We start from the raw sequence: 23,475 nt of genomic DNA on the forward strand, positions 1-23,475 counted from the left end.
GCCTTTCCCCGGTAAGGAGCACGGAGTGTACCGGCGGCCGGTCAGGCACAGGTCTCTTGATGTGGGTTGTGAACCCTTCGCATCCTGCGTGACGAACCTTCCGCCCATCGAACCAGGGTCGACCAGGTGAGCACAGCGTTCACGACCCAAGTCCACAACACCGTATCGGACATCGGCCGGGAGGCCTGGGACGCCTGCGCCCAATCTTCCGGCGACCCGTTCGTCTCGTATGACTTCCTCGACGCCTGCGAAGCCTCCGGCAGCGCGGCGCCGCGCGAGGGCTGGGTCGGACGCCACCTGTCGCTGACGGACCCTGAGGGCCGGATCATCGGCGTCATGCCCCTCTGGCTCAAGGGCAACAGCCAGGGCGAGTACGTCTTCGACCACAGCTGGGCCGACGCCTATGAGCGCGCCGGCGGCCGCTACTATCCCAAACTGCTGGGCGCCGTGCCCTTCACCCCGGTGGCCGGGCCGCGCTTCCTGGCGCATCCGGACGCCGACGCCGCGACAGTGCGGCAGGCGCTGCTGCAGGGCGCCCTGGCCCTGACCGAGCGGCTCGGCGCCTCCTCGCTGCACGTCAACTTCCCCGACCGCGACGAGTGGCGCGCCATGGGCGAGGCCGGAATGCTGCTGCGGCAGGACATGCAGTACGTCTGGCGCAACGGCGGCTACCAGACCTTCGACGACTTCCTGTCGGCCCTCTCATCGAACCGCCGAAAGACCGTCCGGCGCGAGCGACGCGAGGCCCAGGCCGGGCTCGATATCCGCGTCCTGACCGGCGCCGAGATCGAGGACGCCCACTGGGACGCCTTCTTCGCCTTCTACATGGACACCGGCGGCCGCAAATGGGGCCGGCCCTATCTGACGCGGGACTTCTTCAGCCGCATCGGCGCGACCCTGGCTGACCGCATCGCCTTGATCATGGCCTTCCGCGACGGACGACCGATCGCCGGCGCCCTGAACCTGATCGGCCGTGACGCCCTGTACGGCCGCCAGTGGGGCGCGCTGGAGGACGTGCCCTTCCTCCATTTTGAGCTCTGCTACTACCGGGCCATCGAGTTGGCGATCTCGCTGGGCCTGTCGCGGGTCGAGGCGGGGGCGCAGGGCGAGCACAAGATCGCGCGCGGCTACCTGCCCTCCCCGGTCTACTCAGCGCACTGGATCGCCGACCCGGCCCTGCGCGGGCCGGTGGCGCGCTACCTCGAGGGGGAGCGGCCGGCGGTCGAGGCGGAGATGGCGGCGATGACGGAAGAGCTGTCGCCCTTCCGCAAGGACCTGGGCTAGGCCCGATCCGGCTTCGGTCCGATGAACCAGCCGGCGATCCAGCTGACGATCCCCGTGACAATCGCCGCTCCGATGCCCGCCCCCAGGCCGTCGATGTTGAAGCCGCCCAGCAGGGAGGCGACCAGACCGATGACCATGGCGTTCACCACCAGCAGGAACAGACCGAAAGTGATCAGCGTCAGCGGGAAGGTGATGACGGTCAGGATCGGCCGCACGATGGCGTTCGCCAGGCCCAACAGGAAGGCCGCGGCCAGCAGTGAGCCGGTCGAAAGGACCTCAACCCCGGGGACGATTTCCGAGGCCAGCCACAAGGCCAGGGCCGTGACGAGAAGCTGGACGATGAACCTGAGCATGCGCGCCTCCGTTTGAGCCGCGACCATAACACCGGATTCGGCGGCAGGGCTCCCCTCTCCGGCTTCGGCTTGGTACGGTCGCCGCACATTCCGGAGCCCGCCATGACCCTCCACGCGCCCTACGATCCGCACAACATCTTCGCCAAGATCCTCCGGGCCGAGATCCCCGCCGTGAAGGTGTGGGAGAACGACGACGTGCTGGCCTTCATGGACGTCTTCCCGCAGTCGGAAGGCCACGTCCTGGTCATCTCCAAGACCTCACAGGCGCGCACTTTGCTCGACATTGAGCCCAAGGTGCTGGCGACCCTGATCGAGGCCACGCGGCGCACAGCCCGGGCGGTGCAGAAGGCGCTGCAGCCCGACGGCTTCCAGATCATGCAGTACAACGGCGAGGCCGGCGGCCAGACCGTCTTCCACGTCCACTTCCACATCGTTCCGCGCTGGTCCGACCGCCAGCTGAAGGGCCACAGCCAGGCGCCGATGGCCGAGCCCGCGGCGCTGCGGGCGCTGGCCGACAAGATCGCAGCAGCGCTGGACTAGAGCGGCCCGCGGAAGATGAACCAGGCCCCGGCGATGATCAGGACGAAGCCCACGGCGTGGTTCATCGTCAGCTTCTCGCCCAGGAAGGTCACCGAGAAGATGGCGAACACCACCAGGGTGATCACCTCCTGCATCGTCTTCAGCTCGGCCGCCGAATAGACCTGGTGGCCGATGCGGTTGGCCGGCACCGCCAGGCAGTACTCGAAGAAGGCGATGCCCCAGCTGACGATGATGACCAGCCACAGCGGCTTGGAGCCGAACTTCAGGTGACCGTACCAGGCCACGGTCATGAAGACGTTGGACGCCACCAGCATCAGCACCGGCGCGATATGAGGCAGTGAAAAAGGCACGACGGTCCCCGGCTTGCGTCCTTCGCCATGCGCCAGCATAAGGACCGCCCGTCAAGACGGGCGCCGGCTTAGCACAGCGGTAGTGCAGCGGTTTTGTAAACCGAAGGTCGGGGGTTCGATCCCCTCAGCCGGCACCAGTCTTCACCGAGGAGCCCCGTCCCATGACGCGGCGCCATGCAACGGGATTGCACACGCTCTGCATGTAAACCCCATAGCTTCTCCTCGTGACGAGCGAGCGCTCACACACGACTATCATCCCGACGCAAGACGCTGAAACATTTCAGTTCTGTAATAAATCGGCGCGCCAGAACTCAGCCCTCTTGATGACCAAGAAGTAACTGTCGGTTTTACGGCGCAGCTGCCAATCAAGACCAGTCAAACGGGAGCCGACGGCCTCGTTCAGGGGAATTTGCGTGAAATCGATCTACACCTTGCTTCTGGCCGGCACGGCCCTTTCCATGTCGTTCGGCCCGGCCTTCGCCCAGACGGCCCCGGCGCCGACGTCGCCCGCGCAACCGACTGCGCCCCAGACGGCGACCCAGACACCACCCGCGACTGACGAGAAGCCTGCTGAAAGTGAAGCGACCGAGGTCGGCGACGTCGTCGTCCAGGGCCGACAGAGCGATGTCCGCACCTCGATCGATTCGACCAGCTACAGCCTCGCCAACGATCTGCAGGCCTCGACCGGCAGCCTGGCCGACGCCCTGCGCAATGTGCCCTCCGTCGACGTCGACCCGCAGGGCAACGTCTCGCTGCGCGGCGACAGCAACGTCACCATCCTGATCGACGGCCGCCCCTCGGGCGTCCTGACCGGCGAAGGCCGCGCCCAGGCCATCCTGCAGATGCAGGCCGACCAGTATGCGCGCATCGAGGTCATGACCAATCCGTCGGCCGCCTACAGCCCCGAGGGCTCGGGCGGCGTGATCAACCTGATCACCAAGCCGAACATGCCCAAGCCGGGCGCGACCTCGAGCGGCTCGATTCGCGCCAACGTCGGTGATCATGGCCGTTGGAACGTCGGCGTCAGCGGGTCCCACGTCACCGGGCCGGTCACCGTTTCGGGCGACTTCGGCGTCCGCCACGACAGCATCGAGCAGGAGATCGACCGCGATCGCGAACGGTTCGACGTGGTGTCCGGCCAGTTCCTGCCCAGCCGACAGGAGCAGGACGTCGAGGCCGACGCCGAGGGCCTCTATGGCCGCCTCGGCGTCGAGTACAAGCTGACCGACAAGACCCAGCTGACGCTCGAGGCGCGCGGCAACGACTTTGAGAACACCGGCTTCGGCGTGGATGTCTTCGAGGCCCAGGACGTCGGCGGTACGGTCGTCGTCGCCTCGCGACGGGAGTCGAACATTGTCCAGAGCTTCGCCGGCCAGGGCCTGACCGGTCGTGTGCTGCATCGCTTCGACGACGCCGGTCACGAGTGGACCAACGAGTTCCGCTACGATCAGGGCGAGAACACCATGGCGATCTCGACGGTGGCGGACCCGTCGATCCCGCCCGCGCCCCTCGCCTACGAGCGCAACACCAACGAAGGCGCCTTCACCATCCAGGCCTTCACCAGCGCCTATATCCGCCCGATGGGCGACGCCAAGCTGCGCCTCGGCTACGAGCTGGAGATCCGCAAGCCCGAACAGGACAACACCGTGCTGCGCGGCCCGAGCCTGGGCGGCCTGGTGGTCGTCCCCGGCCTGACCAACCAGTTCGAGGCCGAGCAGACGGTCCAGGCGCTGTACGCGACCTATGAGCGGCCGTTCAGCGAGAAACTGTCCGCCCAGTTCGGCCTGCGGCTTGAGCAGGCCGATATCGAGCTCAACCAGATCACGACCAACATCCAGGATTCGCAGGATTATTTCCGCGCCTATCCGACGATGCACCTCTCGTATCAGCTGAGCGACACCCAGACGGTGCGCGGCAGTTATTCGAAGCGGATCCAGCGGCCACAGCCGTTCCAGCTGAACCCCTTCGTCTCCTTCATCGACCCGCTGAACCTGCGCTCCGGCAACCCTGACCTGGAGCCGCAGGAGACGGACGCGTTCGAGGTCATGTGGCAGATGCGCTCGGGCCAGACCTTCTACCAGGCCACCGCCTACTACCGCGACACCGAGAAGGCCTTCACCGAGGTGGCGACCAATATCGGCGGCGGCGTACTGCTGACCCGCCCCGAGAACCTGGGCGCCCGGCGCGATATGGGTGTCGAACTGGTCGCCAACGGCCGCCTGCACGAGACCCTGCGCTACAACGCCAGCGTCAACGTCTTCCAGCAGGAGATCGACGCCTCGGGCATTCCAGGCGGGAGCGACCGTTCGGCCACCCAGGCATCCGGCCGCCTGAACCTGAACTGGCAGCCGACGCCGGAGGACTTCATCCAGATCGCGGGGCAGTACAACGGGGAGACCCTGCTCGCCCAAGGCACACGCGAAGCCGGCGGGATGGTCAACCTCGGCTATCGCCGCAGGCTGACCGAGACCGTCGCCTTCCAGATGACGGTGCGCGACGTGTTCAACCAGTTCGGCGACGTCACGACCTATGACACGCCGGAGTTCCGCGACCGCACCGAGCGCCACTTCGGCGGCCAGGCGACCTATGTCGGCCTGACCTGGAGCCTCGGCGGCGGACCGCGCCGTCAACAGGACCCGCAGTTCGACTTCTCAGGTCCGCAAAGCGGCGGCTGACCGGATTGGGAGTGGGCCCGCGTCCCTGACGTCGGGCCCGCTACTCCTTACGCGCGCCGCAACGGCGGCAGACGTAGGCGCCCTTGCGGCTGCGGCTGATGTCCCACTGATGGTGGCACAACATCCGCTTGAAATAGGCGATCAGCGACACGCCATTGCTCCTATGACCGTCGGCCTAGCACGACGAGGCTAAGCGCGCCGTCCGGCTGCGCGTTGCATCAAGCTGAGCAAAATGACCCGCGGCCTCGGCGCCGAACAGCACAGGGTCGGCGGAATGGGCGTCCTCGACGACGGCCCGCACGAGGTCGATCGCCTCCTCGCAGGTCGGGCGCCGGCCCTGGGCCAGTTGCTGCAGCGAGGCCAGCAGGGCTTCACGGCGGTCGGGCGCTTGAACCATGGCCGCCTTGGGAGCTGCCGTGGCCCTCGCCGTCTTGGGCGCGGCCTTGGGGAGTTCGAGAACGACAGCGTCGCGGCCGGTCTCGCGGCCGAGTCCGATCTTGTGCTCAGCGACGTCCAGCGGCTGGGCCTGAAGCGTGCCGCAGCGGCGGCAGCGGCCGGACTTATGGCGCTCCGACCAATAGACCTCATGCCGACAAAGCAGCGGCATCAAACTCGACAGCATGGATAACCCCCCGTTAACGGGGAGGAATCGCCGCAAGTCGGCCCAAAAGTCAACCAGCGTTCATCGAACGCGCGAACGATACGGTTAACCGCCCCCGAGCGCCACGGCGATCCGATAGGTCGCAAAGGCCGCCAGATAGGCCAGGGCGAACATGTAGACGATCATCACCCAGGTCCATTTCAGCGAGTTGGTCTCGCGACGGACAACGCCCAGGGTCGCGACGCACTGCGGGGCGAAAACGTACCAGGCCAGGAAGGCCAGGCCCGTGGCCAGCGACCAGTGGCCGGCAAGCGTGGTGGCCAGGACGCTGGTGGCGCTCTCGGGGTCGGCGACGGCGTAGACCGTGCCCAGGGCCGCGACGGCCACTTCGCGGGCGGCCATGCCGGGGATGAGGGCGATGACCATCTGCCAGTTGAAGCCGATCGGCTGGAAGATCGGCTCCAGCGCCTTCCCGAGCATGCCCGCGAAGGAATAGTCGATGGCCGGGTTCGTCGCGCCCTCCGGGGGATAGGGGAATGTCGACAAGGCCCAGACGATGATCATCAGCGGCAGGATGATCCGCCCCGCCCGCTCCAGGAAGATGCGCGCCCGGAGCCAGAGATTGAACAGGACGCTCTTCAGGTCGGGCATCTTGTAGGTCGGCAGCTCCATCATGAAGGGCTCGACCGCGCCCCTCCAGAAGATCTTCCGAATCACGAAGGAGACGATGAGGGCGCTGACGATTCCGGCGACGTAGAGACCGAACATGACCAGGCCCTGCAGGCTGAGGAAGCCCCAAACGGTTTCGTTCGGGATAAAGGCGCTGATGATCAGCACATAGACCGGGATCCGCGCCGAACAGGTCATCAGCGGCGCGACCAGGATGGTGGTCAGGCGGTCGCGCTTGTTGTCGATGACCCGCGCCGCCATCACGCCCGGAATGGCGCAGGCGAAGCTGGAGAGCAGCGGGATGAAGGCCCGCCCGTGCAGGCCGGCGAACCCCATGATCTTGTCGAGCAGGAAGGCCGCCCGGGCCATGTAGCCGAAGTCTTCCAGCAGGATGATGAACAGGAACAGGATCAGAATCTGCGGCAGGAAGACCAGCACGCTGCCGACGCCGGAGATCAGGCCGTCGACGACCAGGCTCTGCCAGATGCCGTCGGGCATGACCGTCGCCACCCAGACGCCGAGCATGCCGAGCAGGCCCTCGATTCCGTCCATCAGCGGCGTCGCCCAGGTGAAGACGGCCTGGAACATCACGAACAGGATCGCGCCGAGGATCAGCAGCCCGGCGACCGGGTGAAGCAGGACGGAATCGACCCTGCCGGTCAGGGTGTCCGGGCGCTCAGGCGGGCGGACGCAGGCCTTCATGATCCGCTCGGCCTCGCGCGCCTTACCGCGCAAAGCCTCGGCGTCCGGCGCGGTCCAGGCGCTCTCGCCGGTGGCCGAGAGGACGGCCGGCGCAGCGGCGTCGACCGCCTCGATCAGTTCGGCGATGCCCCGGCGGCGCGTCGCCGTGGTCGGCACGATCGGCACGCCGAGCTCGGCGCTCAGCGTCTCCAGATCGATGCGCAGGCCCTGGCGCTGCGCGATGTCGTACATGTTCAGGGCCAGCACCAGCGGGCGGCCGACGGCCTTCAGCTCAAGGATCAGGCGCAGCACCAGGCGCAGGTTGGTGGCGTCGGCGACGGCGACGATGACGTCCGGCGGCGTCTCGCCGGCCAGCTTGCCGAGCACGGCGTCGCGGGTGACCTCTTCATCGGGGCTGCGGGCGCGCAGCGAATAGGTGCCCGGCAGGTCCAGCACCGACATCGAACGGCCGTCGGCGGTGCGGAAATGGCCTTCCTTACGCTCGACCGTGACGCCGGCGTAGTTGGCCACCTTCTGGTGGGCGCCGGTCAGGGCGTTGAACAGCGCCGTCTTGCCGCTGTTGGGATTGCCGACCAGGGCGACCCGCGCGGTGCGAACCTGCATGTCCATCAGGCGGCCTTCCCGTCGACCTGGATGACGAGGCGGGCGGCTTCGTGCCGGCGCAGGGCGACGCGCATGTCGTCCACCTTCAGCGCGATCGGATCCCGGCCGAACAGGCCCTCGTGCAGCAGTTCGACGCGGGCGCCCTCTACGAAGCCCAGCTCCAGCAGGCGGCGCTCCAGTTCGACCGCGTGTTCGTCGTGATGGCCGTGGTCGCCGACCTTCACGATGACGCCGCGCGCGCCCTTGCGGGCCTGGCTGAGTTTGAGGGTGTCGGACATGGGCTCACGGTACGCCGGCGCGATCGCGCGCCTGTTGACAGTGATTATCAGGTGCGACGCCTCACCGTCCACCCTGACAGCAGGTCGCAGCGTGGTTGCCCGCACGAATGGTTGAGCTATCACAGGGCGCAAGAACACCGGAGCCCGCCATGACCCGCCTCGCCCTCGCCGCCGTCGCCCTGCTGGGCCTGTCCGCCTGTGGGGAAAGCGCCGGCGACAAGGCCCCGGCCGCGCCGCCCAAACCGGTCCCGACCGCCGCCGAGAAGGCCGCCCTGCTGACCGCCCTTCCCGCGCCCTACAACCAGGCCGACCTGGACAACGGCCGTCGCGTCTTCGCCCGCTGCCGCTCGTGCCACACGATCACCGAAGGCGGGCCGGACATGACCGGCCCCAACCTCTACGGCGTGTTCGGCCGCCAGGCCGGAACGCACGGCAAATACAACTACTCGCCGGCGGTGAAGGCCGCGGGCTTCACCTGGGACGCCGAGAAGCTGGACCACTGGCTGGAGAACCCGCGCACCTTCCTGAAGGGCACGAAGATGAGCTTCGCGGGCATCCCGGACGCGACGGACCGCCGCGATGTGATCGCCTGGCTGAAAGTCGAGACCGGCTATACGCCGCCGGCCGCTGCGCCGGCGGCCGCGCCCGCGCAGCCCTGACGCCCTACTCGGCCGCGGCCGGGATCGGATCGTTGGCCGCGGCCTCCTTGGCCTCCCATTCCTCGATCTTGCGGGCGGTGTACTCCGGCGACTTGGTGAAGCGCGCCAGCACGCCGTAGATCACGGGCACCACGAACAGGGTCAGCACGGTGGCGAACATGGCCCCCGAGAAGATGACCACGCCGATCGTCTGACGGCTGCCGGCCCCGGCCCCATGCCATAGCACCAGCGGCAGGGCGCCGAAGGCGGTGGCGATCGAGGTCATGATGATGGGGCGCAGACGCAGGGTCGACGACTCGATGATCGCCTCGCGGATCGAACGGCCCTGGTCGCGCAACTGATTGGCGAACTCGACGATCAGGATGCCGTTCTTGGCCGCCACGCCGATCAGGATGATCAGGCCGATCTGCGAATAGATGTTCAGGCTCGAGCCGGCCATCATCAGGCCGAACAGCCCGCCCGCCGCCGCCAGGGGCACGGTCAGCATGATCACCGCCGGGGTGATCCAGCTCTCGAACTGGGCCGCCAGCACCAGGAAGACCAGCAGCAGGGCCAGGCCGAAGGCGGCCATGACGGCGCCGCCCGCCTCCTTCTGGTCCCGCGCCGCGCCGCCCCACTGGGTGGTGACCACGCCCTGCGGTTGTTCGCTGGCGACGCGGGTCATGAAGGCCGTGGCGTCGGCGATGGTGGTGCCGGGATTCAGGTCCGCGCTGATGCTGATGGCGCGCTGGCGGTCCAGCCGCCGGCGATCCGGCGTGTCCCCCGAGGTCTTGGTGGTGACAACGGACGAGAGCGGCACGAGCTGGCCGCCGCCGGTGGCGACATAGAGGGACTCCAGGTCGCCGACGTTGCGCCGGTCGTCGCGCTGGGTCTGCAGGATGACGTCGTACTCCTGACCGCCGCGCAGATAGGTGGTGGCGCGGCGCGAGCCGAACATGGTCTCGAGCGTACGGCCGACCGCCTGGGCCGAGACGCCCAGCGCCGCAGCCTTCTCCGGATCGACATCGACAAGCAGACGCGGGGCGTTCGGTTCGTAGTTCAGACGCGGCCGCGAGAAGCCGGGGTTCTCAAGCGCGGCCGCCAGTACGGGCTGCAGCCAGTTGTAGATGTCCTCGTACTCCGCCCCGGTGACGATCATCTCGACCGAGTTGGAATTGCCGCCGCCGCGCTGGAAGGCGCCGGGCACTGAAGCGTTCACCTGGGCGTCCGTCTGTCCCCGCAGCTTGCCGTTCAGCTCCTGTGCGATCTCGTCCGCCGAACGGCTGCGTTCAGACCAGTCGCTGAGGATCAGGCTCCCATTGCCGGAGTTGTAGCTGCCGCCGCCGAAGCCGGGCGCCGAGACCAGATAGCTGTCGGCCTCGCCATTGGCCTTGTATTCGGCCAGCAGGGGCTCGAGCCCGAGCACGATCTTGCGGGTGTAGTCGAAGCCGGCGCCTTCAGGGCCCTGGACGCGGATCTGCACACGCCCGCGATCCTCCGCCGGAACCAGCTCGTCCGGGAGCTTGACGAACATGAAGGCCGCCCCGCCTGCGACCAGCAGGATCAGGCCGACCACGCCGGCCACCGCGATCCGCTTGCCGAGCAGCATGTCCAGCGAGTTGGCGTAGGAATGGCGCAGCTTGTCCATCGCCCAGTCGACCCGGCGGGCCAGCCAGCCGCTGCTCGCGGCGGGCTTCAGGATCTTTGACGCCAGCATCGGCGACAGGCTCAGCGCCAGGAAGGCCGAGAAGGCCACGGCCGCCGCGATCGCAGCCGCCAGCTCGACGAACAGACGGCCGACGTAGCCCGGCAGGAACAGCAGCGGCGCGAACACCGACAGCAGGGTGATCGTCGTCGCCACGACGGCGAAGAACACCTGGCGCGTACCGCGCTCGGCGGCGACCAGCGGCGGCTCGCCATGGTCGATGCGTCGCTGGATGTTCTCGGTCACGACGATGGCGTCATCGACGACCAGGCCGATGGCCAGCACCAGGGCCAGCAGAGTCAGCAGGTTCAGCGAGAAGCCCAGCGGGGCCAGGACGATGAAGGTCGACAGCAGACAGATCGGCGCGACGATCGAGGGGATGAAGGCGGCCCGCAGGCTGCCCAGGAAGATGAAGTTGACCAGGGCCACCAGCACCATGGAAATGCCGATGGTGATCCACACCTCCTCGATGGCGTGGGAGGTGAAGACCGAGTTGTCCGACCCGACGACCAGCTCCGTGCCGGCGGGCAGACTGGGTCGAATCTCCTCCAGCATCGCCTTGACGCCCTTGGAGATGGCCAGGTCGTTCGACTGGGCCTGGCGGGTGATGGCTAGGCCGATCTGGTCGACGCCGTTGCCGCGGAACAGGCGGCGATCCTCGGCGGGCGCCTCCTCGACTCGGGCGATGTCGCCCAGGCGGGTGACGTAGCTCGCCTGCCCCAGGATGGCACCGCTTGCGCCGCTCGGCAGGCCGGCGGTGTTCGACGCCAGGCCGCTGGTGTTGTTCGCGCTGGCGGCGTTGGTCGCCGAGCCCCGCGTACCGATCGGCAACTGACGGAAGTCCTCGGCGCGGGCGTAGGTGCGCGCCACCCGGACCGTATAGTCCTTCTGGCCCGACTCCAGCTGGCCGGCCGGGAGTTCGACGTTCTGGTTGGTCAGGGCGGTTTCGACGTCGTTGACCGTCAGCCCGCGGGCCGCCAGGGCGCCGGCGTCCAGCCAGATGCGCATGGCGTAGCGCTGCTCGCCGTAGATCTGCACCTGGGCGGCGCCCGGCACCGTGGCCAGGCGGTCGATCAGATAGCGGTCTGCGTAGTCGGTCAGCTCCAGCCGGTTCAGGCTGGTCGAGCGCAGGAACAGGATGATGATCGGCTGGCTGTCGCTGTCGGCCTTGGCCACTTCGGGCGGCTGGGCCTGGTCCGGCAGGCGGCCGACCACGCGCGAGACGCGGTCGCGCACGTCGTTGGCGGCGTCGTCGATGTTGCGGTCGAGGGAGAATTCAATGTTGACGCTGGAGCGGCCGTCGCGGCTGGACGAGTTGATGCGCTCGACGCCCTGGATGCCGGCGATCTGCTGTTCGATCGGCTCGGTGATCCGGCTCTCGATGACCTCGGCCGACGCCCCGGCGTAGGCGGTGTTGACCGACACGATGGGCGGATCGACATCCGGCAGTTCACGGACCGGCAAGAAGAAGAAGGCCGCCGCCCCGATGACGCACAGCACGATCGCCGCCACCGCCGCGAAGACGGGCCGGCGGACGGAGAGGTCGGACAGCATCATTGTGCGGACGCCTTGGCCGGAGCGGACCCACGGCCGCCCTGCCCGCCACCTTGCCCAGCGACGCGCACGGGCGCGCCGGGCTGGATGCGGTTCAGGCCGGAGGCGACGACGCGGTCGCCGGCGTTGAGGCCGGAAATGATTTCGACATAGCCGCCCTCGACGGCGCCGGTCTCAACCTCGACCCGCTGGGCGTTCGTACCGCGCTCGCTGCGGGCGATGCGATAGACGAAGGCGCCGTCGCCCTCGTACTGGACGGCGGCCTCGGGCACGGCCGGAGCGGTGCGGACGCCCTGCTGGACGGCGACGCGGACGGCCATGCCGGGACGGATGCGGGCGCCCGGATTGGCGATCTCGGCGCGGGCGGTGACCGAGCGGGTCTGCTCGTTGACGCGGGTGTCGACCAGGGCGATGCGCCCGGTGAAGACCTCGTCTCCATAGGCGTCGATCGTCGCATTGATCGGCGTTCCGGCGCGCAGCACGCCGAGATAACGCTCCGGGACCGGGAAATCGACGCGGACGACGTCGATGTCGTCCAGGGTGGTGATCACCGCGCCGGGATTGACCAGGGTCCCGGCGGTGACGGTCGTCAGGCCGAGCACGCCCGCGAACGGAGCGCGGATCGTGCGGTCGCCGGAGCGCGCCTGGGCCGCGGCCAGCGAGGCCTGGGCGGTCTCAAGCTGGGTCTCGTACTGCTCGATCATCATCGGCGAAGCGAAGCCGCGCTCGCCCAGTTCCTTGTAGCGCTCGTACTGGGTGCGGGCCTGGGCCACGCGGGCGCGAGCCTCGGCGATGGAGGCGTCCTCCTCGCGCGCCTGCAACTGGACCAGCGGCTGGCCGGCGGCGACGCGCTGGCCGTCTGCGAACATGACGCGGGTGATCAGCTCGCTCGTCGAGGAGGTGATGTTCACGGAGCGTCGCCCGCGGGCGACGCCGAGGACGCGGATCTGGTCAGCGAACTGACGGGGCGTCGCCACCGCCTCGGCGACCGTCTGACCGCGTCCGCCGCCGGGGCCGCCGCGACCACCGGGGCCGCCAGGACCGCCGCCGCCCTTCTCATCGCCTGCAAAAGCGATTCGCATCACCACGGCGGCGACCATCAGGGCCAGCAGGACCGCGGCGGCGACAAGGAAGAAGTGACGTTTGATCACGCGGGGCAGGCTCCGGCGAGGGGGGACGAGCCGACTTAGCGGCTCCCGCCGTCGACGCAACTAAAGTCTCTGCAACGTTGGCCGTGGCGGTTTCCGTCGCGGAATTCCGCAGTCGAGCTTGAGACCTAGAAACGCCTCCAGACGCCGATTATGGGACCGCCGGACGCCGGCGTCTCCCGCCCTGCGACGGTCTGTCGCCAACCGGCCTGAAGGCTCCAGTCGCCGATGTCGCGCACCACCGACGCCTCCACCGACAGCCATTTCGGCCCGCCGTCGTCCGCCTGGCCGCCGTAGGCCTGGGCCAGCAAAAGCCACTCGGGTCGAAACCGCGAGCCGGCCGTGAAGTCCATGCGCGTTTCGTCTGGCAGGCCCTGGCGCATGCGTCGCGCCGCCTGGACTTCGACGTAGGAGCCCTGCGGGATGGCGCCCCAGCTCTGATCAAGCGAGCCGCCGAGCGACGCGCGGACCTCCCAGTCCTGGTCGCCCTGGCCCGGCGGAGCGTAGCCGGCGTTGCGCCCCTCGCCGCCGTCCGCGTAGCCCGCGTAGAGGCTGAAGGCGGCGTTGTCGTCGCGCCACGCCTGCCAGGCCACGCCGATCTCGAGCGGCCCGCGGCCTTCGTAGTCGACGAATTGGTCCTCGCCGGATTGCCAGTCGGCCTTGAGCTGAAGGGTCAGGCCCTCGGCCAGACCATATTCGGCGAACACGCCCAGCACCGTGTCGCGGCGGTCGACGGCGAGCGGCTGCAGGTCGCCGGACGGGTCGAAGCCCTGGGTGGCGTTCATCGCCTCGAACTTGACGATGACCTGGCCATGCCCCTTGGACTGGGTCCACGCCCCCGCAGCGGCGGGACCGGCCAAGACGGCCGCCGCCAGTCCGATCATCAGCCCCCCGGCTCTTTTCACAGTCGCCCCCCGGCGTTTTCGTCAGGCGTCGTAACCCGGCGATCGTCGATCCAGCATGCGCAGGGCGCCCGGCCAGGCAAGTCCGGAGATGAAGCCGATCCCCCTGCCCTGCTCCTTGGTCTCGGCCTGGGCGGCGTCGGGCGCGAACAAGACATGCTCGCGGCCGCCCGAAAGGGCCGCCACCTGCTGGGCGCAGGCGCGCTCCAGGAAGAACATCCCGATCCAGGCCTGCGCCGCCGTCTGGCCGACCGCCAGGGTGCCGTGGTTGCGCAGCAGCATCAGCGGTTTGTCGCCCAGATCGGCCACGAGGCGTTCGCGCTCTTCATGGTTCAGGGCCAGGCCTTCGTAGCCGTGATAGGCGACCTGATGCTGCAGCAGGCACGCGTTCTGGCCGATCGGCAGCAGGCCCTCCTTCTGCGCCGCCACGCCGACGCCGGCGACCGTATGCAGATGGATGACGAAGTGGGCGTCCTCACGCGCGCCGTGGATGGCCGAGTGAATGGTGAAACCCGCCGGATTGATGAAGTTCTGGGTCTCCTGGACGATGTTCCCATCCAGATCGACCTTCACCAGCGAAGAGGCGGTGATCTCCTCGAAATAGTAGCCGTACGGGTTGATCAGGAAGTGATGCTCCGGCCCCGGCACGCGGGCGGAGATGTGGGTGAAGATCATGTCGTCCCAGCCGTGCAGGGCGACGAGGCGGTACAGGGCGGCCAATTCGACGCGCACCTGCCACTCCGCGTCCGATACGCGGGACTTCAAAGAGGGACTGGTTCCGTCGGCCATTTCGCACTGTCTCCTGTGTCCGGCGGCGCACGCTCGCGCCGGGTGACGTTCGCGTCAAGATTCAGCTTCGATTAACCCTGTCTTAGGCTCCGGCCCAATACGGTCTTGGACAGCCCCGACACCTCGGCGCGCCGGAGACGCTCTTGACCGTCGCACAGTTCCGTTCCCCGCTGGCCTCGACGCCCGCCCTGCCGGACCTGCTGGCCCTTGCGCGGAACCCGAGCACCGACGCGCGCCAGCGGCTTTTGATGGCCGTGTTGAGCCTGTGCGATTCCAAGCCGCCGAGCGGCGAGCTGTCGCCGATCCTGGGCGAGATCTTCCTCACCCTGGCCCGTCAGGCCGAGCGCGACGTGCGCAAGATCCTGTCCGAGCGCCTGGCCCACGCCGACTGGGCCCCCGCAGCCCTGATCAACGTCCTGGCGCTGGACGAGATCGAGATCGCCCGCCCGGTCCTGGCCTCCAGCCCTATCCTGCAGGACGAAGACCTGCTGCGCGTGCTGGTCGAGGCCACGCTTGAGCACCAGATCGAGGTCGCCCGCCGTCCGAATCTGGCCGGCCGGGTCGCGGACGCCATCATCGACCGCGGCGAGCCCGCCACCCTGACCGCCCTCGCCTCGAACCGGACGGCCGAGATCAGCGCCGACGGCATCCGTCGTCTGGTCGAGCACTCGCGCCGCATCGCCGCCCTGCGCAGCCCCCTCACCCGCCACCCGCGTCTGACCGAGCAACTGGCCGAGCAGATGTACCAGTGGGTCGGCGTGGCCCTGCGCCAGTCGATCGTCGCTCGCTTCCAGGTCGATGAGCACAAGCTGGCGCCGGCGATCGAACAGGCCGTCCGGGACACGCACCGCGGGACGTTCGTCGCCATCGCCGCCAGTGACGCAGACCGCGACGAGATGGAGCGACGGCTGGTCGCCAAGCTGCAGGCCGCAGGCCAGCTCCGCGCCGGCTATCTGATCCGCTCGGTCCGCGAACGACGGCTGGGCCTGTTCATCCACGGCCTGGCTACCCTGAGCGGCTTCACCGTCGCACAGATTCGCGACGCCATGGCCGCGCCGAGCCCCGAGGCCCTGTTCTACGCCTGCGCGGCGGTCGGCATCGACCGCGCCGTATACCCCGCCCTGCTGACCGAGATCCGCCTGCTCAATGATGGATTCCCGGGCTCCGAAGGCGAGCGCGTCTGGTTGCGCGGCGAGATCTCGGCCATGTCCGCCTCGCGCTGCTTCCGCGTTCTGATCGAGCCCTGAGTTCCGAGGCGTTTGACTTCGCCTCCCGGCTCGGCTTGCGTACGCCGGTGAGCCAGTCCGACCTTCGTATCGCCTTCGCCGCCTCAGACCGCCCCGAGGCGCAGACCGCGCGCGACCGTCTGACCGCTCTCTACGGTTCGAGCGACGCCGAAACGGCCGATGTGATCGTGGCCCTCGGCGGCGACGGCTTCATGCTCGAAACCCTGCACGCCAACCTGCAGCGGCGCACGCCGGTGTTCGGGATGAATCGCGGCTCGGTGGGCTTCCTGATGAACGACTACGTCGAGGAAGGCCTGCTGGAGCGACTCGCCACGGCCGGACGGGCGGTGATCCACCCGCTGCAGATGGACGCCTGGAACGAGGCCGGCGAGGTGCAGAGCGGGCTGGCCATCAATGAGGTCTCCCTGCTGCGCCAGACCCGCCAGAGCGCCAAGCTACGCATCACCGTCGACGATCGCGTGCGGCTGGAGGAGTTGGCCTGTGACGGCTGCATGGTCGCGACGGCGGCCGGCTCGACCGCCTACAACCTGTCCGCCCACGGACCGATCATTCCGCTCGATGCGCGCGCCCTGGCCCTGACCCCGATCAGCGCCTTCCGCCCCCGGCGCTGGCGCGGCGCCCTGCTCCCGCACACCGCCAAGGTCGTGTTCGACGTGCTGGAGTCCGACAAGCGCCCGGTCAGCGCCACAGCCGATAGTTTCGAGGTCCGGCGGGTGGCTCGCGTCGAGGTGCGGGAACGGCGCGACATCGCCCTGACCATGCTGTTCGACGCCGGCCGATCCTTCGAGGAACGCGTGCTGGCGGAGCAGTTCGCCTCCTGACAGCCCCCTGACGGCCGTGCACCGCTTCTTAAGCCGTGCCTGTCATGGTTTACGACGGAATCGTCCCAAGGAGTTCGCCGGTGAGCAATTCGGCCCAGGTCATTCGTCCGCCCAACACCCTCCGCCTCAAGGTCGGCGGCGGCTTCGGCGGCATTGACGCCAGCGCCATCGCCAAGGCCGAGGAAGCCCTGAAGGCCATGTCGGCCCAGTTCGGCCAGTGGCTGCAGGACGAAATCGTCAAGCTGGACAAGGCCCAGACCGACATCCGCGCCCAGGGCTATAACGCCCAGACGGCCGAAGCACTCTACTTCCGCGCCCACGACCTGAAAGGCCTGGGAGCCACCTACCAGTATCCGCTGGTGACCCGCCTGGCCGGTTCGCTCTGCAAGATGATGGACGATCCGACCAAGCGCATGGCCGCGCCGGTGGTGCTGATCGACGCCCACATCGACGCCATCAAGGCGGTGGTCCGCGACCAGATCCAGACCGACGACCACCCCACCGGCAAGATCCTGGCCGAGACTCTCGAAGCCAAGGTCGCCTCGCACCTGGGCTGACAGCCGCCGAAATCAACTGTGGAGACGCCCGCCGCCCGGCGGGCGTTTTCGTATGGAGACTAGGCCGCCTCGACAGCGGAGCGAGCCGGCGTCGGGGCCTGATCGAGACGCTCCATCAGGTAGGCCAGGTCATCGCGCGGCGCGTTGGGGCGCTGGGTCAGGAAACGCTGGAGCATCTGCTGGCGGAAGGCGTCGCCGGCGGTGTCGGCGCCCTCGGCCTGGAGCGACCGCCAGGTGTCGACCCCGGCGCGGAAGGCGTGGAACAGGCGCGGCGGCAGGCCGGCGCGGTCGTAGATGGCCTTCAAACCCAGCGGCCCCGCATCATGGATCATCAGCCAGGCCCGCGCATGCGGCGTGCCGGCCAGCTCGGCCATGCCGTGTTCGAACAGCCCCATTTGGCCTCGGGCCAGAGCCCGCAGCAGCAGAGAGCCGGTCAGGGCTTTGCGAACGTTCAGATTGGCCACGAACTGCGGCAGGTCTGCCTGGTCGGCGGCCTGGTCGACCAGGTCGACGGTGGCGCGCTCGCGGGCGAAGGCGGCCAGGCGGATGGCCGTCTCGGGGGCCAGGGCGTGGCGTGTGATCAGGTGCTCGCGGACCGTGGCCGACGCCAGTTCGACCAGACGTTCGGTGATGCTGAGCGGCAGGACCTGGCGATAGGCGATGGCGGCGACGATCTCAGGCGACGAACCGAAGCGATCGACACAGCGGCCCATCGCGCCCTCGGACACGTCGGCGTTGTCGTTGGCCGCGAGGGTGCGCACGGCCAATTCGGAGCCGGTCTCGGCGAGGCAATCGGCGACGTCGCGACCGACCCGCGGACGCCCCGCCACGGCCACCTGCCGCAACGACGAACCGGCCTGGACGATCTCGATCAGATCCTCGTCCGAGAAGGCGGGCGAGAAGCCGATCAGCGGCAGGGCCACGCTGTCGACGTCGGCGGCCAGGCGGCGGGCGACATCGCGCGGAATCAGGTCGGAGGCTTTCAGCGTCACCGCCATGGCCCGGCGCACCAGTTCGGCGGCGTCGTTGGCCAGCAGGCGCAGGATCTTCTGGGCCGCCTCGCGCTCTTCGCCGCTGAGCCCGCCCCGCTCCATGCTGCGGCACAGCTTGTGGGCGGCCGCGGCGCGCTCGTCCTCATCCGTCGCCTTGATCAGGCGATGGATGTCGATCTCGGTGAGACGGGCGCGGTAGGCGGTCATGGACGACTCTGAGCAGGCTTCGCCGGCCACCATCAACCGGTCATCCTTAACGGGCCGTTCACCATCACAGGATTCGCGAGAAGACGCCTGAACTTAGGTGTTCGAGCCAGGCTCAGGCCCGAAGGCGACGCCGAAGCCGCCGGCCTTGCCCTCGCCGTCCTGCCCGAGGAGCAGGGCGAGCAAGCTCTGGTCCTGCTTCAGACGATCCAGCCGGGCGGCCAGCATCTGGTCGCGCTCCGACAGTTTGGGGAGCAGCTGCGGATCCAGAGCGGGCGCGGAACCGACGCCTGAGGCAGGCGCGCCCTCCCCGGCCGTGCGCTGGAGATTGGCGTGCACCTCGGCGACCGTGGCCGGGCGGCCGTCGCGGTAGAAGATCGAACGATTGGCCGCGGCGGCCTCTGGGAACAGCGAGGCCGCGCTCGATCCCGGGCGGCGATCCATGGCGCTCATGAGTTCGGCCGCGCCGGCCGGACCGAGGAAGTGGGCGGCGTACAGATCCCCCGCCCCCGGCTCACGCCCGGTGCGGCCGCGTAGATAGGCGGCGTTCGAAGCGGTCAGCTCGGCCGCCATGGTCGAGGCGGCCTGCGGATCGAAGCGCAGGTCCAGAACGACGTTGCGGGCCGAGCCGTCGACCCGCCAGCGGCCGTCCGAACCGCGGTGGATCAGGTCGGCGTATTGGCCGTAGCCGTGCTTGGCGCCGTGCGCCTTCACCGTGCCCAGCCAGGTCTGCTCGATGAACTGGAACAGGCCCGCCGCCGACGACGTGCGCGCCTTCGCCGACGGATTCATGGCGCTCTCGCGCCGCGCCGTCTTGATCAGAAAATCGGCATCCACGCCCGTGGCGCTGGAGGCGCGCCGAATGGCCGCCTCTACACCTCCGGAGGATGGAATCGCTCTGACGCTCATGGGTTTACGGTCGTTTACGATGGTTAACTGAATACTAACGCTCGAAGGACACCCACAGGCCAAAGCTTCGCCGTAAACTTGCCATGGGCGGCGCGCTCAACTTGCTGACGGGCGCTGCGGGGGCGGTGAACGACAGGGATGAAACCCATGATGATCCGTACCGCCGGGGGCCCCGGAACGGTCAGCCCCATCGATTTCCACGAACGCAAGACACCGCGCTTCTCCCGTACGACCTGGACGGCCCTTGGGATCGTCATCACGGCCCATTTGGGCCTAGGCGTGGCGCTGTACTACCAGCGCTTCGAAATGCCGCTGGCGCCGGCGGAGCCGCCGACGACGATCATCGAGATCCTGCCCATGCCGAAGCCGGAGCCCAAGCCGGTCGTCGCCAAGCAGCCGCCGGCCCAGGCGCCGAACACCAACGTCAACAATCCGCCGCTGGCGCCGACGCCCGTCGAGCCGATCCACGCCGTCGACGGCGAGAAGACGCCGGTGGGTCCGGTCACCACCTTCAGCAACAAGGCGCCGCCGGACGCACCGCCGACGGCGACCGACACCACGCCGGCGCTGCCCGCCCCTCCGCCGGTGATCAACAGCCCGACCTGGATCCGCCAGCCCTCGGCCGAGCAACTGATGCGGGCCTATCCGGACCGGGCGATCGACCGCGGGATCGGCGGCGTGGTGACGCTGAACTGTCTGGTCCAGCTGAACGGCACGGTCACCGACTGCCGCACGACCAGCGAACCGGCCGGTCCCTACGGCTTCGGCCGGGCCGCGCAGAGCCTGTCACGCTACTTCCAGATCGCGCCGCGCACCGTGAACGGCGCTGCGGAAGGGTCGCGGGTCAACATCGCCATCCGCTTCAACCCGCCGGCCGAGTGATCAGGCGAACCTGAGCGGATCGAGGGCGGCGGCGTCGGGACCGGCGTCGCCGCCTTCGATCGCATCGGCCACGGTTCGGGCGACCAAAGGTCCAAGCAGCCAGCCGTTTCGGCGCGGAGCCAAGGCGAGATGCAGGCCAGCGGCCCCGGCGGGCCCCGCCAGCGGCAAGCCATCCGCCGAAGCGCCCCGGATGCCCACCCGGGTCGCCCCTGGGCGTCCGTCAGCCCCGATCAGGGCCAAGCCGGCGGCGACGCGCGCCGACGCCTCGTCGATGTCGGGCTCCAGATCCCGGCGACCAGGCTCCATGGTCGCGCCGATGACGACGCCCCCATGGCCCGGCGCGACATAGAGGCCCGGAGCCCGCACGACGCGCCGCGGCGCAGGAACCTCGACCTGGGTCAACTGACCGCGGATCGGCTGGATGTCGGCGACCAAGCGGGCGGCGGGGTCCGGCAGGCCTTCAACGGCCGTCGCCGCGCCCGTCGCCAGGACCACCGTCGGCGAGAACCACAGCCGGCCGTCCTCGGCCTCGACCCGCCAACGCTGCGCCCCAGCCCCGATACGGGCGACGTGGGCATGAACCACAGTCACCCCCTCGACGCGCGCGAGGGCCGTCAGGGCCGTGGCCGCCTCGATGCGCCAGTCCTCGGAGGTCTCGAGCCCCCCGCTGCCCGGCTGGGCGGCAAACCCGAGTTGGCGCAGGCGATCGACCGCCTGTTCAGCGCCCGGGCCTCGCCACTCGGCGCCTTCGCGATGAAGGGCGAGGCCGTAGGTCTCGGCGAAGGCCGGCCACGCGTCGCGAGCCCGGCGCAGCAGCGCGGCCTGATCCGCCGACAGCTCATCGAGCAGGCTTTCCAACGCCGGGGCCAGCATTCCCGCCGCCACCGAAGACGCGTTGGGGCCGCCCGGGTCGATCACGGTCACGACGAAGCCGCGCTCGGCCAGCTCGGCGGCGGTGCACAGGCCGAGCACGCCGGCGCCTATGACGATCACATCAGGGGAAGAGGTCACCCGACGATCAGATCAACCGCCGGGCCCTCGAATGCAAGCTTTGGCTGGCGTGCGACCTATTCAGCCGCAATCGCCGACGCGCGGTCCTGCTCGATGCGGTCGGTCAGGGCCGCGTGCTGGGCCCACAGGGCCTTGGGCAGGCGGTCGCCGAACTTGTCGTAGAAGGCCGGGATCAGTGCGGCTTCCTCGGCCCAGACTTCGGCGTCGACGTCGAGCAGGGTCGACAGGTCGGCGTCGGTCAGGCTGAGGCCCGACAGGTCCAGAGCCTCGCGCGTCGGAACGCGGCCGACCGGCGTGTCGATGGCCTCCGCCTCGCCTTCCAGGCGCTCCGAGATCCACTTGAGGACGCGGGCGTTGTCGCCGAAGCCCGGCCAGACGAATTTGCCGTCCTCGTTCTTGCGGAACCAGTTGACGAAGTAGAGGCGCGGCAGCTTGGCGGCGTCGGTCTTGCCGCCCATCGACAGCCAGTGGGCGAAGTAGTCGCCCATGTTGTAGCCGCAGAAGGGCAGCATCGCGAACGGGTCGCGGCGCAGCTCGCCGACCTTGTTCTCGGCCGCGGCGGTGCCTTCCGAGGCGACCGTCGAGCCCATGAACACGCCGTGCTCCCAATCGAAGGCCTCGGTCACCAGCGGCACCGCCGAGGCGCGGCGGCCGCCGAACAGGATGGCGTCGATCGGCACGCCCTTGGGGTCTTCCCACTCGGGCGCGATGGTCGGGCACTGGTGGGCCGGCGCGGCGAAGCGGGCGTTCGGATGGGCCGCGGGCTCGCCCGAGGCCGGATCGTGCGGCGCGCCCTTCCAGGTCGTAAGACCTTCGGGGGCTTCCTTGGTCAGGCCTTCCCACCAGACGTCGTTGTCGGCGGTCAGGGCGGTGTTGGTGAAGACGGTGTTGGTGGCCAGGGTCGCCAGCGCGTTCTGGTTGGTGTTGCGGCTGGTGCCCGGGGCGACGCCGAAGAAGCCGGCTTCCGGGTTCACGGCGTACAGACGGCCGTCGTCGCCGAAGCGCATCCAGGCGATGTCGTCGCCGATCGTCTCGGCCTTCCAGCCTTCAAGCGTCGGCTGGAGCATGGCCAGGTTGGTCTTGCCGCACGCCGAGGGGAAGGCGGCGGCGACGTACTTCGCGCGGCCCTTCGGGTCGGTCAGCTTGAGGATGAGCATGTGCTCGGCCAGCCAGCCTTCGTCGCGGGCCATGACCGAGGCAATGCGCAGGGCGTAGCACTTCTTCCCCAGCAGGGCGTTGCCGCCGTAGCCCGAGCCGTAGGACCAGATCTCGCGGGTCTCGGGGAAGTGGACGATCCACTTGTCGTCGTTGCAGGGCCACGGCACGTCGGCCTGGCCCTCGGCGAGCGGCGCGCCGAGGGTGTGCACGGCGGGCACGAAGACGCCGTCGTCGCCCAGCACGTCCAGCGCGGGCTGGCCCATGCGGGTCATGATGCCCATGGAGACGGCGACATAGCCGCTGTCGGTGATCTCGACGCCCAGGGCGCTGATCTTCGAGCCCAGCGGGCCCATCGAGAAGGGCACGACGTACATCGTGCGGCCGGCCATGCAGCCGTCGAACAGGCCGTCCAGGCGGGCGCGCATCTCGACCGGGTCGGCCCAGTTGTTGGTCGGGCCGGCGTCGGCCTCGTTCGCCGGGCAGATGAAGGTGCGGCTCTCGACGCGGGCGACGTCGCGCGGGTCCGAGGCGGCGTAGTAGCAGCCGGGGCGCTTGGTCTGGTCGAGCTCGCGCAGCGTGCCCTTGGCGATCAGGTCGGCGACGATCTCGGCCTGCTCAGCCTCGGAGCCGTCGCACCAGTGGACCCGGGCGGGTTTGGTCAGGGCGGCGATCTGCTCGACCCAGGCGACGAGCCCGGCGTGGGCGGTGGGGGCCGGGTGGAGACCCGGGACGGCGGAAGCGGTCACTGTGTCACTCTCCTGAACGGCGCCCGGCGATCTACGCCGCCGTGGCTCTCCCTGATGCGCGAGATCACGCATTGTTTCAGCCGGAATGACACCGAACCCGACGCGAGGTCAACCGACGCAAGTTTCAACCTCTCGCGACCGGACGCCCCCCGCGGCG

General features: G+C 69.0%; 21 protein-coding genes and 1 tRNA gene. 9 read left to right on the plus strand and 13 right to left on the minus strand.

Features of this window, described 5'->3' with window-relative positions; genetic code table 11:
* The first annotated feature begins 126 nt into the window (after positions 1-126).
* Positions 127-1,284 carry a GNAT family N-acetyltransferase gene (locus ASC65_RS05520; protein ID WP_056450237.1) on the plus strand — a complete coding sequence of 386 codons (1,158 nt, stop codon included), beginning with the start codon at positions 127-129 and terminating at the stop codon, positions 1,282-1,284.
* On the opposite strand, the gene ASC65_RS05525 is transcribed toward ASC65_RS05520, so the two are convergent.
* Positions 1,281-1,637 (minus strand): phage holin family protein, encoded by a 357-nt coding sequence (locus ASC65_RS05525; RefSeq protein ID WP_056450504.1) that lies wholly within the window; start codon positions 1,635-1,637, stop codon positions 1,281-1,283. The genes ASC65_RS05520 and ASC65_RS05525 overlap by 4 nt on opposite strands.
* Before the next feature lie 102 nt (positions 1,638-1,739).
* Between ASC65_RS05525 and ASC65_RS05530 the strand changes: the two genes are divergently transcribed.
* The gene (locus ASC65_RS05530) at positions 1,740-2,177 is read left to right on the plus strand and encodes an HIT family protein (protein ID WP_056450239.1); all 438 of its coding nucleotides are present in this window, start codon (positions 1,740-1,742) and stop codon (positions 2,175-2,177) included.
* Here ASC65_RS05530 and ASC65_RS05535 read toward each other — a convergent pair.
* Positions 2,174-2,527 (minus strand): DMT family protein, encoded by a 354-nt coding sequence (locus ASC65_RS05535; RefSeq protein WP_056450506.1) that lies wholly within the window; start codon positions 2,525-2,527, stop codon positions 2,174-2,176. The two genes, ASC65_RS05530 and ASC65_RS05535, sit on opposite strands and share 4 nt — an antisense overlap.
* A gap of 62 nt (positions 2,528-2,589) precedes the next feature.
* Here ASC65_RS05535 and ASC65_RS05540 point away from each other — a divergent pair.
* Together ASC65_RS05540 and ASC65_RS05545 are read left to right on the plus strand one after the other, a co-directional pair.
* Positions 2,590-2,664, plus strand: a tRNA-Thr gene (locus tag ASC65_RS05540).
* Between the two features lie 276 nt (positions 2,665-2,940).
* Positions 2,941-5,202, plus strand: a complete 2,262-nt coding sequence (locus tag ASC65_RS05545) for a TonB-dependent receptor domain-containing protein (protein WP_235561406.1) — start codon at positions 2,941-2,943, stop codon at positions 5,200-5,202.
* Positions 5,203-5,377: 175 nt separating this feature from the next.
* Here ASC65_RS05545 and ASC65_RS05550 read toward each other — a convergent pair whose 3' ends face one another.
* From ASC65_RS05550 to ASC65_RS05560, 3 genes are all read right to left on the minus strand, one after another.
* On the minus strand, positions 5,378-5,824 hold the full coding sequence (locus ASC65_RS05550; RefSeq protein ID WP_156459558.1) for a hypothetical protein: 447 nt from the start codon (positions 5,822-5,824) through the stop codon (positions 5,378-5,380).
* Positions 5,825-5,908: 84 nt separating this feature from the next.
* Complete coding sequence (gene feoB, locus ASC65_RS05555; protein WP_056450243.1) at positions 5,909-7,783, minus strand: ferrous iron transporter B; 1,875 nt, start codon at positions 7,781-7,783, stop codon at positions 5,909-5,911.
* Complete coding sequence (locus ASC65_RS05560) at positions 7,783-8,055, minus strand: FeoA family protein (RefSeq protein ID WP_056450245.1); 273 nt, start codon at positions 8,053-8,055, stop codon at positions 7,783-7,785. Before ASC65_RS05560 ends, feoB begins: the two co-directional genes overlap by 1 nt.
* A 149-nt stretch (positions 8,056-8,204) precedes the next feature.
* Between ASC65_RS05560 and ASC65_RS05565 the strand changes: the two genes are divergently transcribed.
* Positions 8,205-8,714 carry a c-type cytochrome gene (locus ASC65_RS05565; protein ID WP_056450247.1) on the plus strand — a complete coding sequence of 170 codons (510 nt, stop codon included), beginning with the start codon at positions 8,205-8,207 and terminating at the stop codon, positions 8,712-8,714.
* Between the two features lie 4 nt (positions 8,715-8,718).
* Here ASC65_RS05565 and ASC65_RS05570 read toward each other — a convergent pair whose 3' ends face one another.
* The 4 genes from ASC65_RS05570 to ASC65_RS05585 all read right to left on the minus strand — a co-directional run bounded on the left by ASC65_RS05570 (position 8,719) and on the right by ASC65_RS05585 (position 14,791).
* Positions 8,719-11,952, minus strand: coding sequence for an efflux RND transporter permease subunit (locus ASC65_RS05570; protein ID WP_056450509.1), 3,234 nt, complete (start codon positions 11,950-11,952; stop codon positions 8,719-8,721).
* On the minus strand, positions 11,952-13,103 hold the full coding sequence (locus ASC65_RS05575; protein WP_056450248.1) for an efflux RND transporter periplasmic adaptor subunit: 1,152 nt from the start codon (positions 13,101-13,103) through the stop codon (positions 11,952-11,954). Before ASC65_RS05575 ends, ASC65_RS05570 begins: the two co-directional genes overlap by 1 nt.
* A 125-nt stretch (positions 13,104-13,228) precedes the next feature.
* Complete coding sequence (locus ASC65_RS05580) at positions 13,229-13,984, minus strand: hypothetical protein (RefSeq protein WP_056450249.1); 756 nt, start codon at positions 13,982-13,984, stop codon at positions 13,229-13,231.
* A gap of 42 nt (positions 13,985-14,026) precedes the next feature.
* Positions 14,027-14,791, minus strand: coding sequence for a class II aldolase/adducin family protein (locus ASC65_RS05585; RefSeq protein WP_056450250.1), 765 nt, complete (start codon positions 14,789-14,791; stop codon positions 14,027-14,029).
* A 143-nt stretch (positions 14,792-14,934) separates the two neighbouring features.
* Between ASC65_RS05585 and ASC65_RS05590 the strand changes: the two genes are divergently transcribed.
* From ASC65_RS05590 to ASC65_RS05600, 3 genes are read left to right on the plus strand one after another with little or no spacing between them, the layout of a single operon-like run.
* Entirely contained in the window at positions 14,935-16,038 is a 1,104-nt protein-coding gene (locus ASC65_RS05590) for a DUF2336 domain-containing protein (RefSeq protein ID WP_235561407.1), read from the plus strand.
* Between the two features lie 47 nt (positions 16,039-16,085).
* Positions 16,086-16,859, plus strand: a complete 774-nt coding sequence (locus tag ASC65_RS05595) for an NAD kinase (RefSeq protein WP_056450252.1) — start codon at positions 16,086-16,088, stop codon at positions 16,857-16,859.
* 44 nt (positions 16,860-16,903) lie between these two features.
* The gene (locus ASC65_RS05600) at positions 16,904-17,416 is read left to right on the plus strand and encodes a hypothetical protein (protein WP_056450254.1); all 513 of its coding nucleotides are present in this window, start codon (positions 16,904-16,906) and stop codon (positions 17,414-17,416) included.
* A 59-nt stretch (positions 17,417-17,475) separates the two neighbouring features.
* On the opposite strand, the gene ASC65_RS05605 is transcribed toward ASC65_RS05600, so the two are convergent.
* Together ASC65_RS05605 and ASC65_RS05610 are read right to left on the minus strand one after the other, a co-directional pair.
* Positions 17,476-18,615: a DUF2336 domain-containing protein gene (locus tag ASC65_RS05605; RefSeq protein ID WP_056450513.1), complete on the minus strand. Its 1,140-nt coding sequence runs from the start codon at positions 18,613-18,615 to the stop codon at positions 17,476-17,478.
* A gap of 93 nt (positions 18,616-18,708) precedes the next feature.
* Complete coding sequence (locus ASC65_RS05610) at positions 18,709-19,521, minus strand: transglycosylase SLT domain-containing protein (RefSeq protein ID WP_056450256.1); 813 nt, start codon at positions 19,519-19,521, stop codon at positions 18,709-18,711.
* A gap of 147 nt (positions 19,522-19,668) precedes the next feature.
* Here ASC65_RS05610 and ASC65_RS05615 point away from each other — a divergent pair, with 147 nt between their 5' ends.
* Positions 19,669-20,403 carry an energy transducer TonB family protein gene (locus tag ASC65_RS05615; protein WP_056450258.1) on the plus strand — a complete coding sequence of 245 codons (735 nt, stop codon included), beginning with the start codon at positions 19,669-19,671 and terminating at the stop codon, positions 20,401-20,403.
* On the opposite strand, the gene ASC65_RS05620 is transcribed toward ASC65_RS05615, so the two are convergent.
* Both ASC65_RS05620 and ASC65_RS05625 read right to left on the minus strand, forming a co-directional pair.
* A complete protein-coding gene (locus ASC65_RS05620) occupies positions 20,404-21,414 on the minus strand; it encodes an NAD(P)/FAD-dependent oxidoreductase (protein WP_235561409.1) in 1,011 nt (336 codons plus the stop codon).
* A gap of 56 nt (positions 21,415-21,470) precedes the next feature.
* Positions 21,471-23,318, minus strand: a complete 1,848-nt coding sequence (locus ASC65_RS05625; protein WP_056450260.1) for a phosphoenolpyruvate carboxykinase (GTP) — start codon at positions 23,316-23,318, stop codon at positions 21,471-21,473.
* Between the last annotated feature and the right edge of the window lie 157 nt (positions 23,319-23,475).

The organism is Brevundimonas sp. Root1279 (assembly GCF_001425945.1).
Lineage (GTDB): Bacteria > Pseudomonadota > Alphaproteobacteria > Caulobacterales > Caulobacteraceae > Brevundimonas.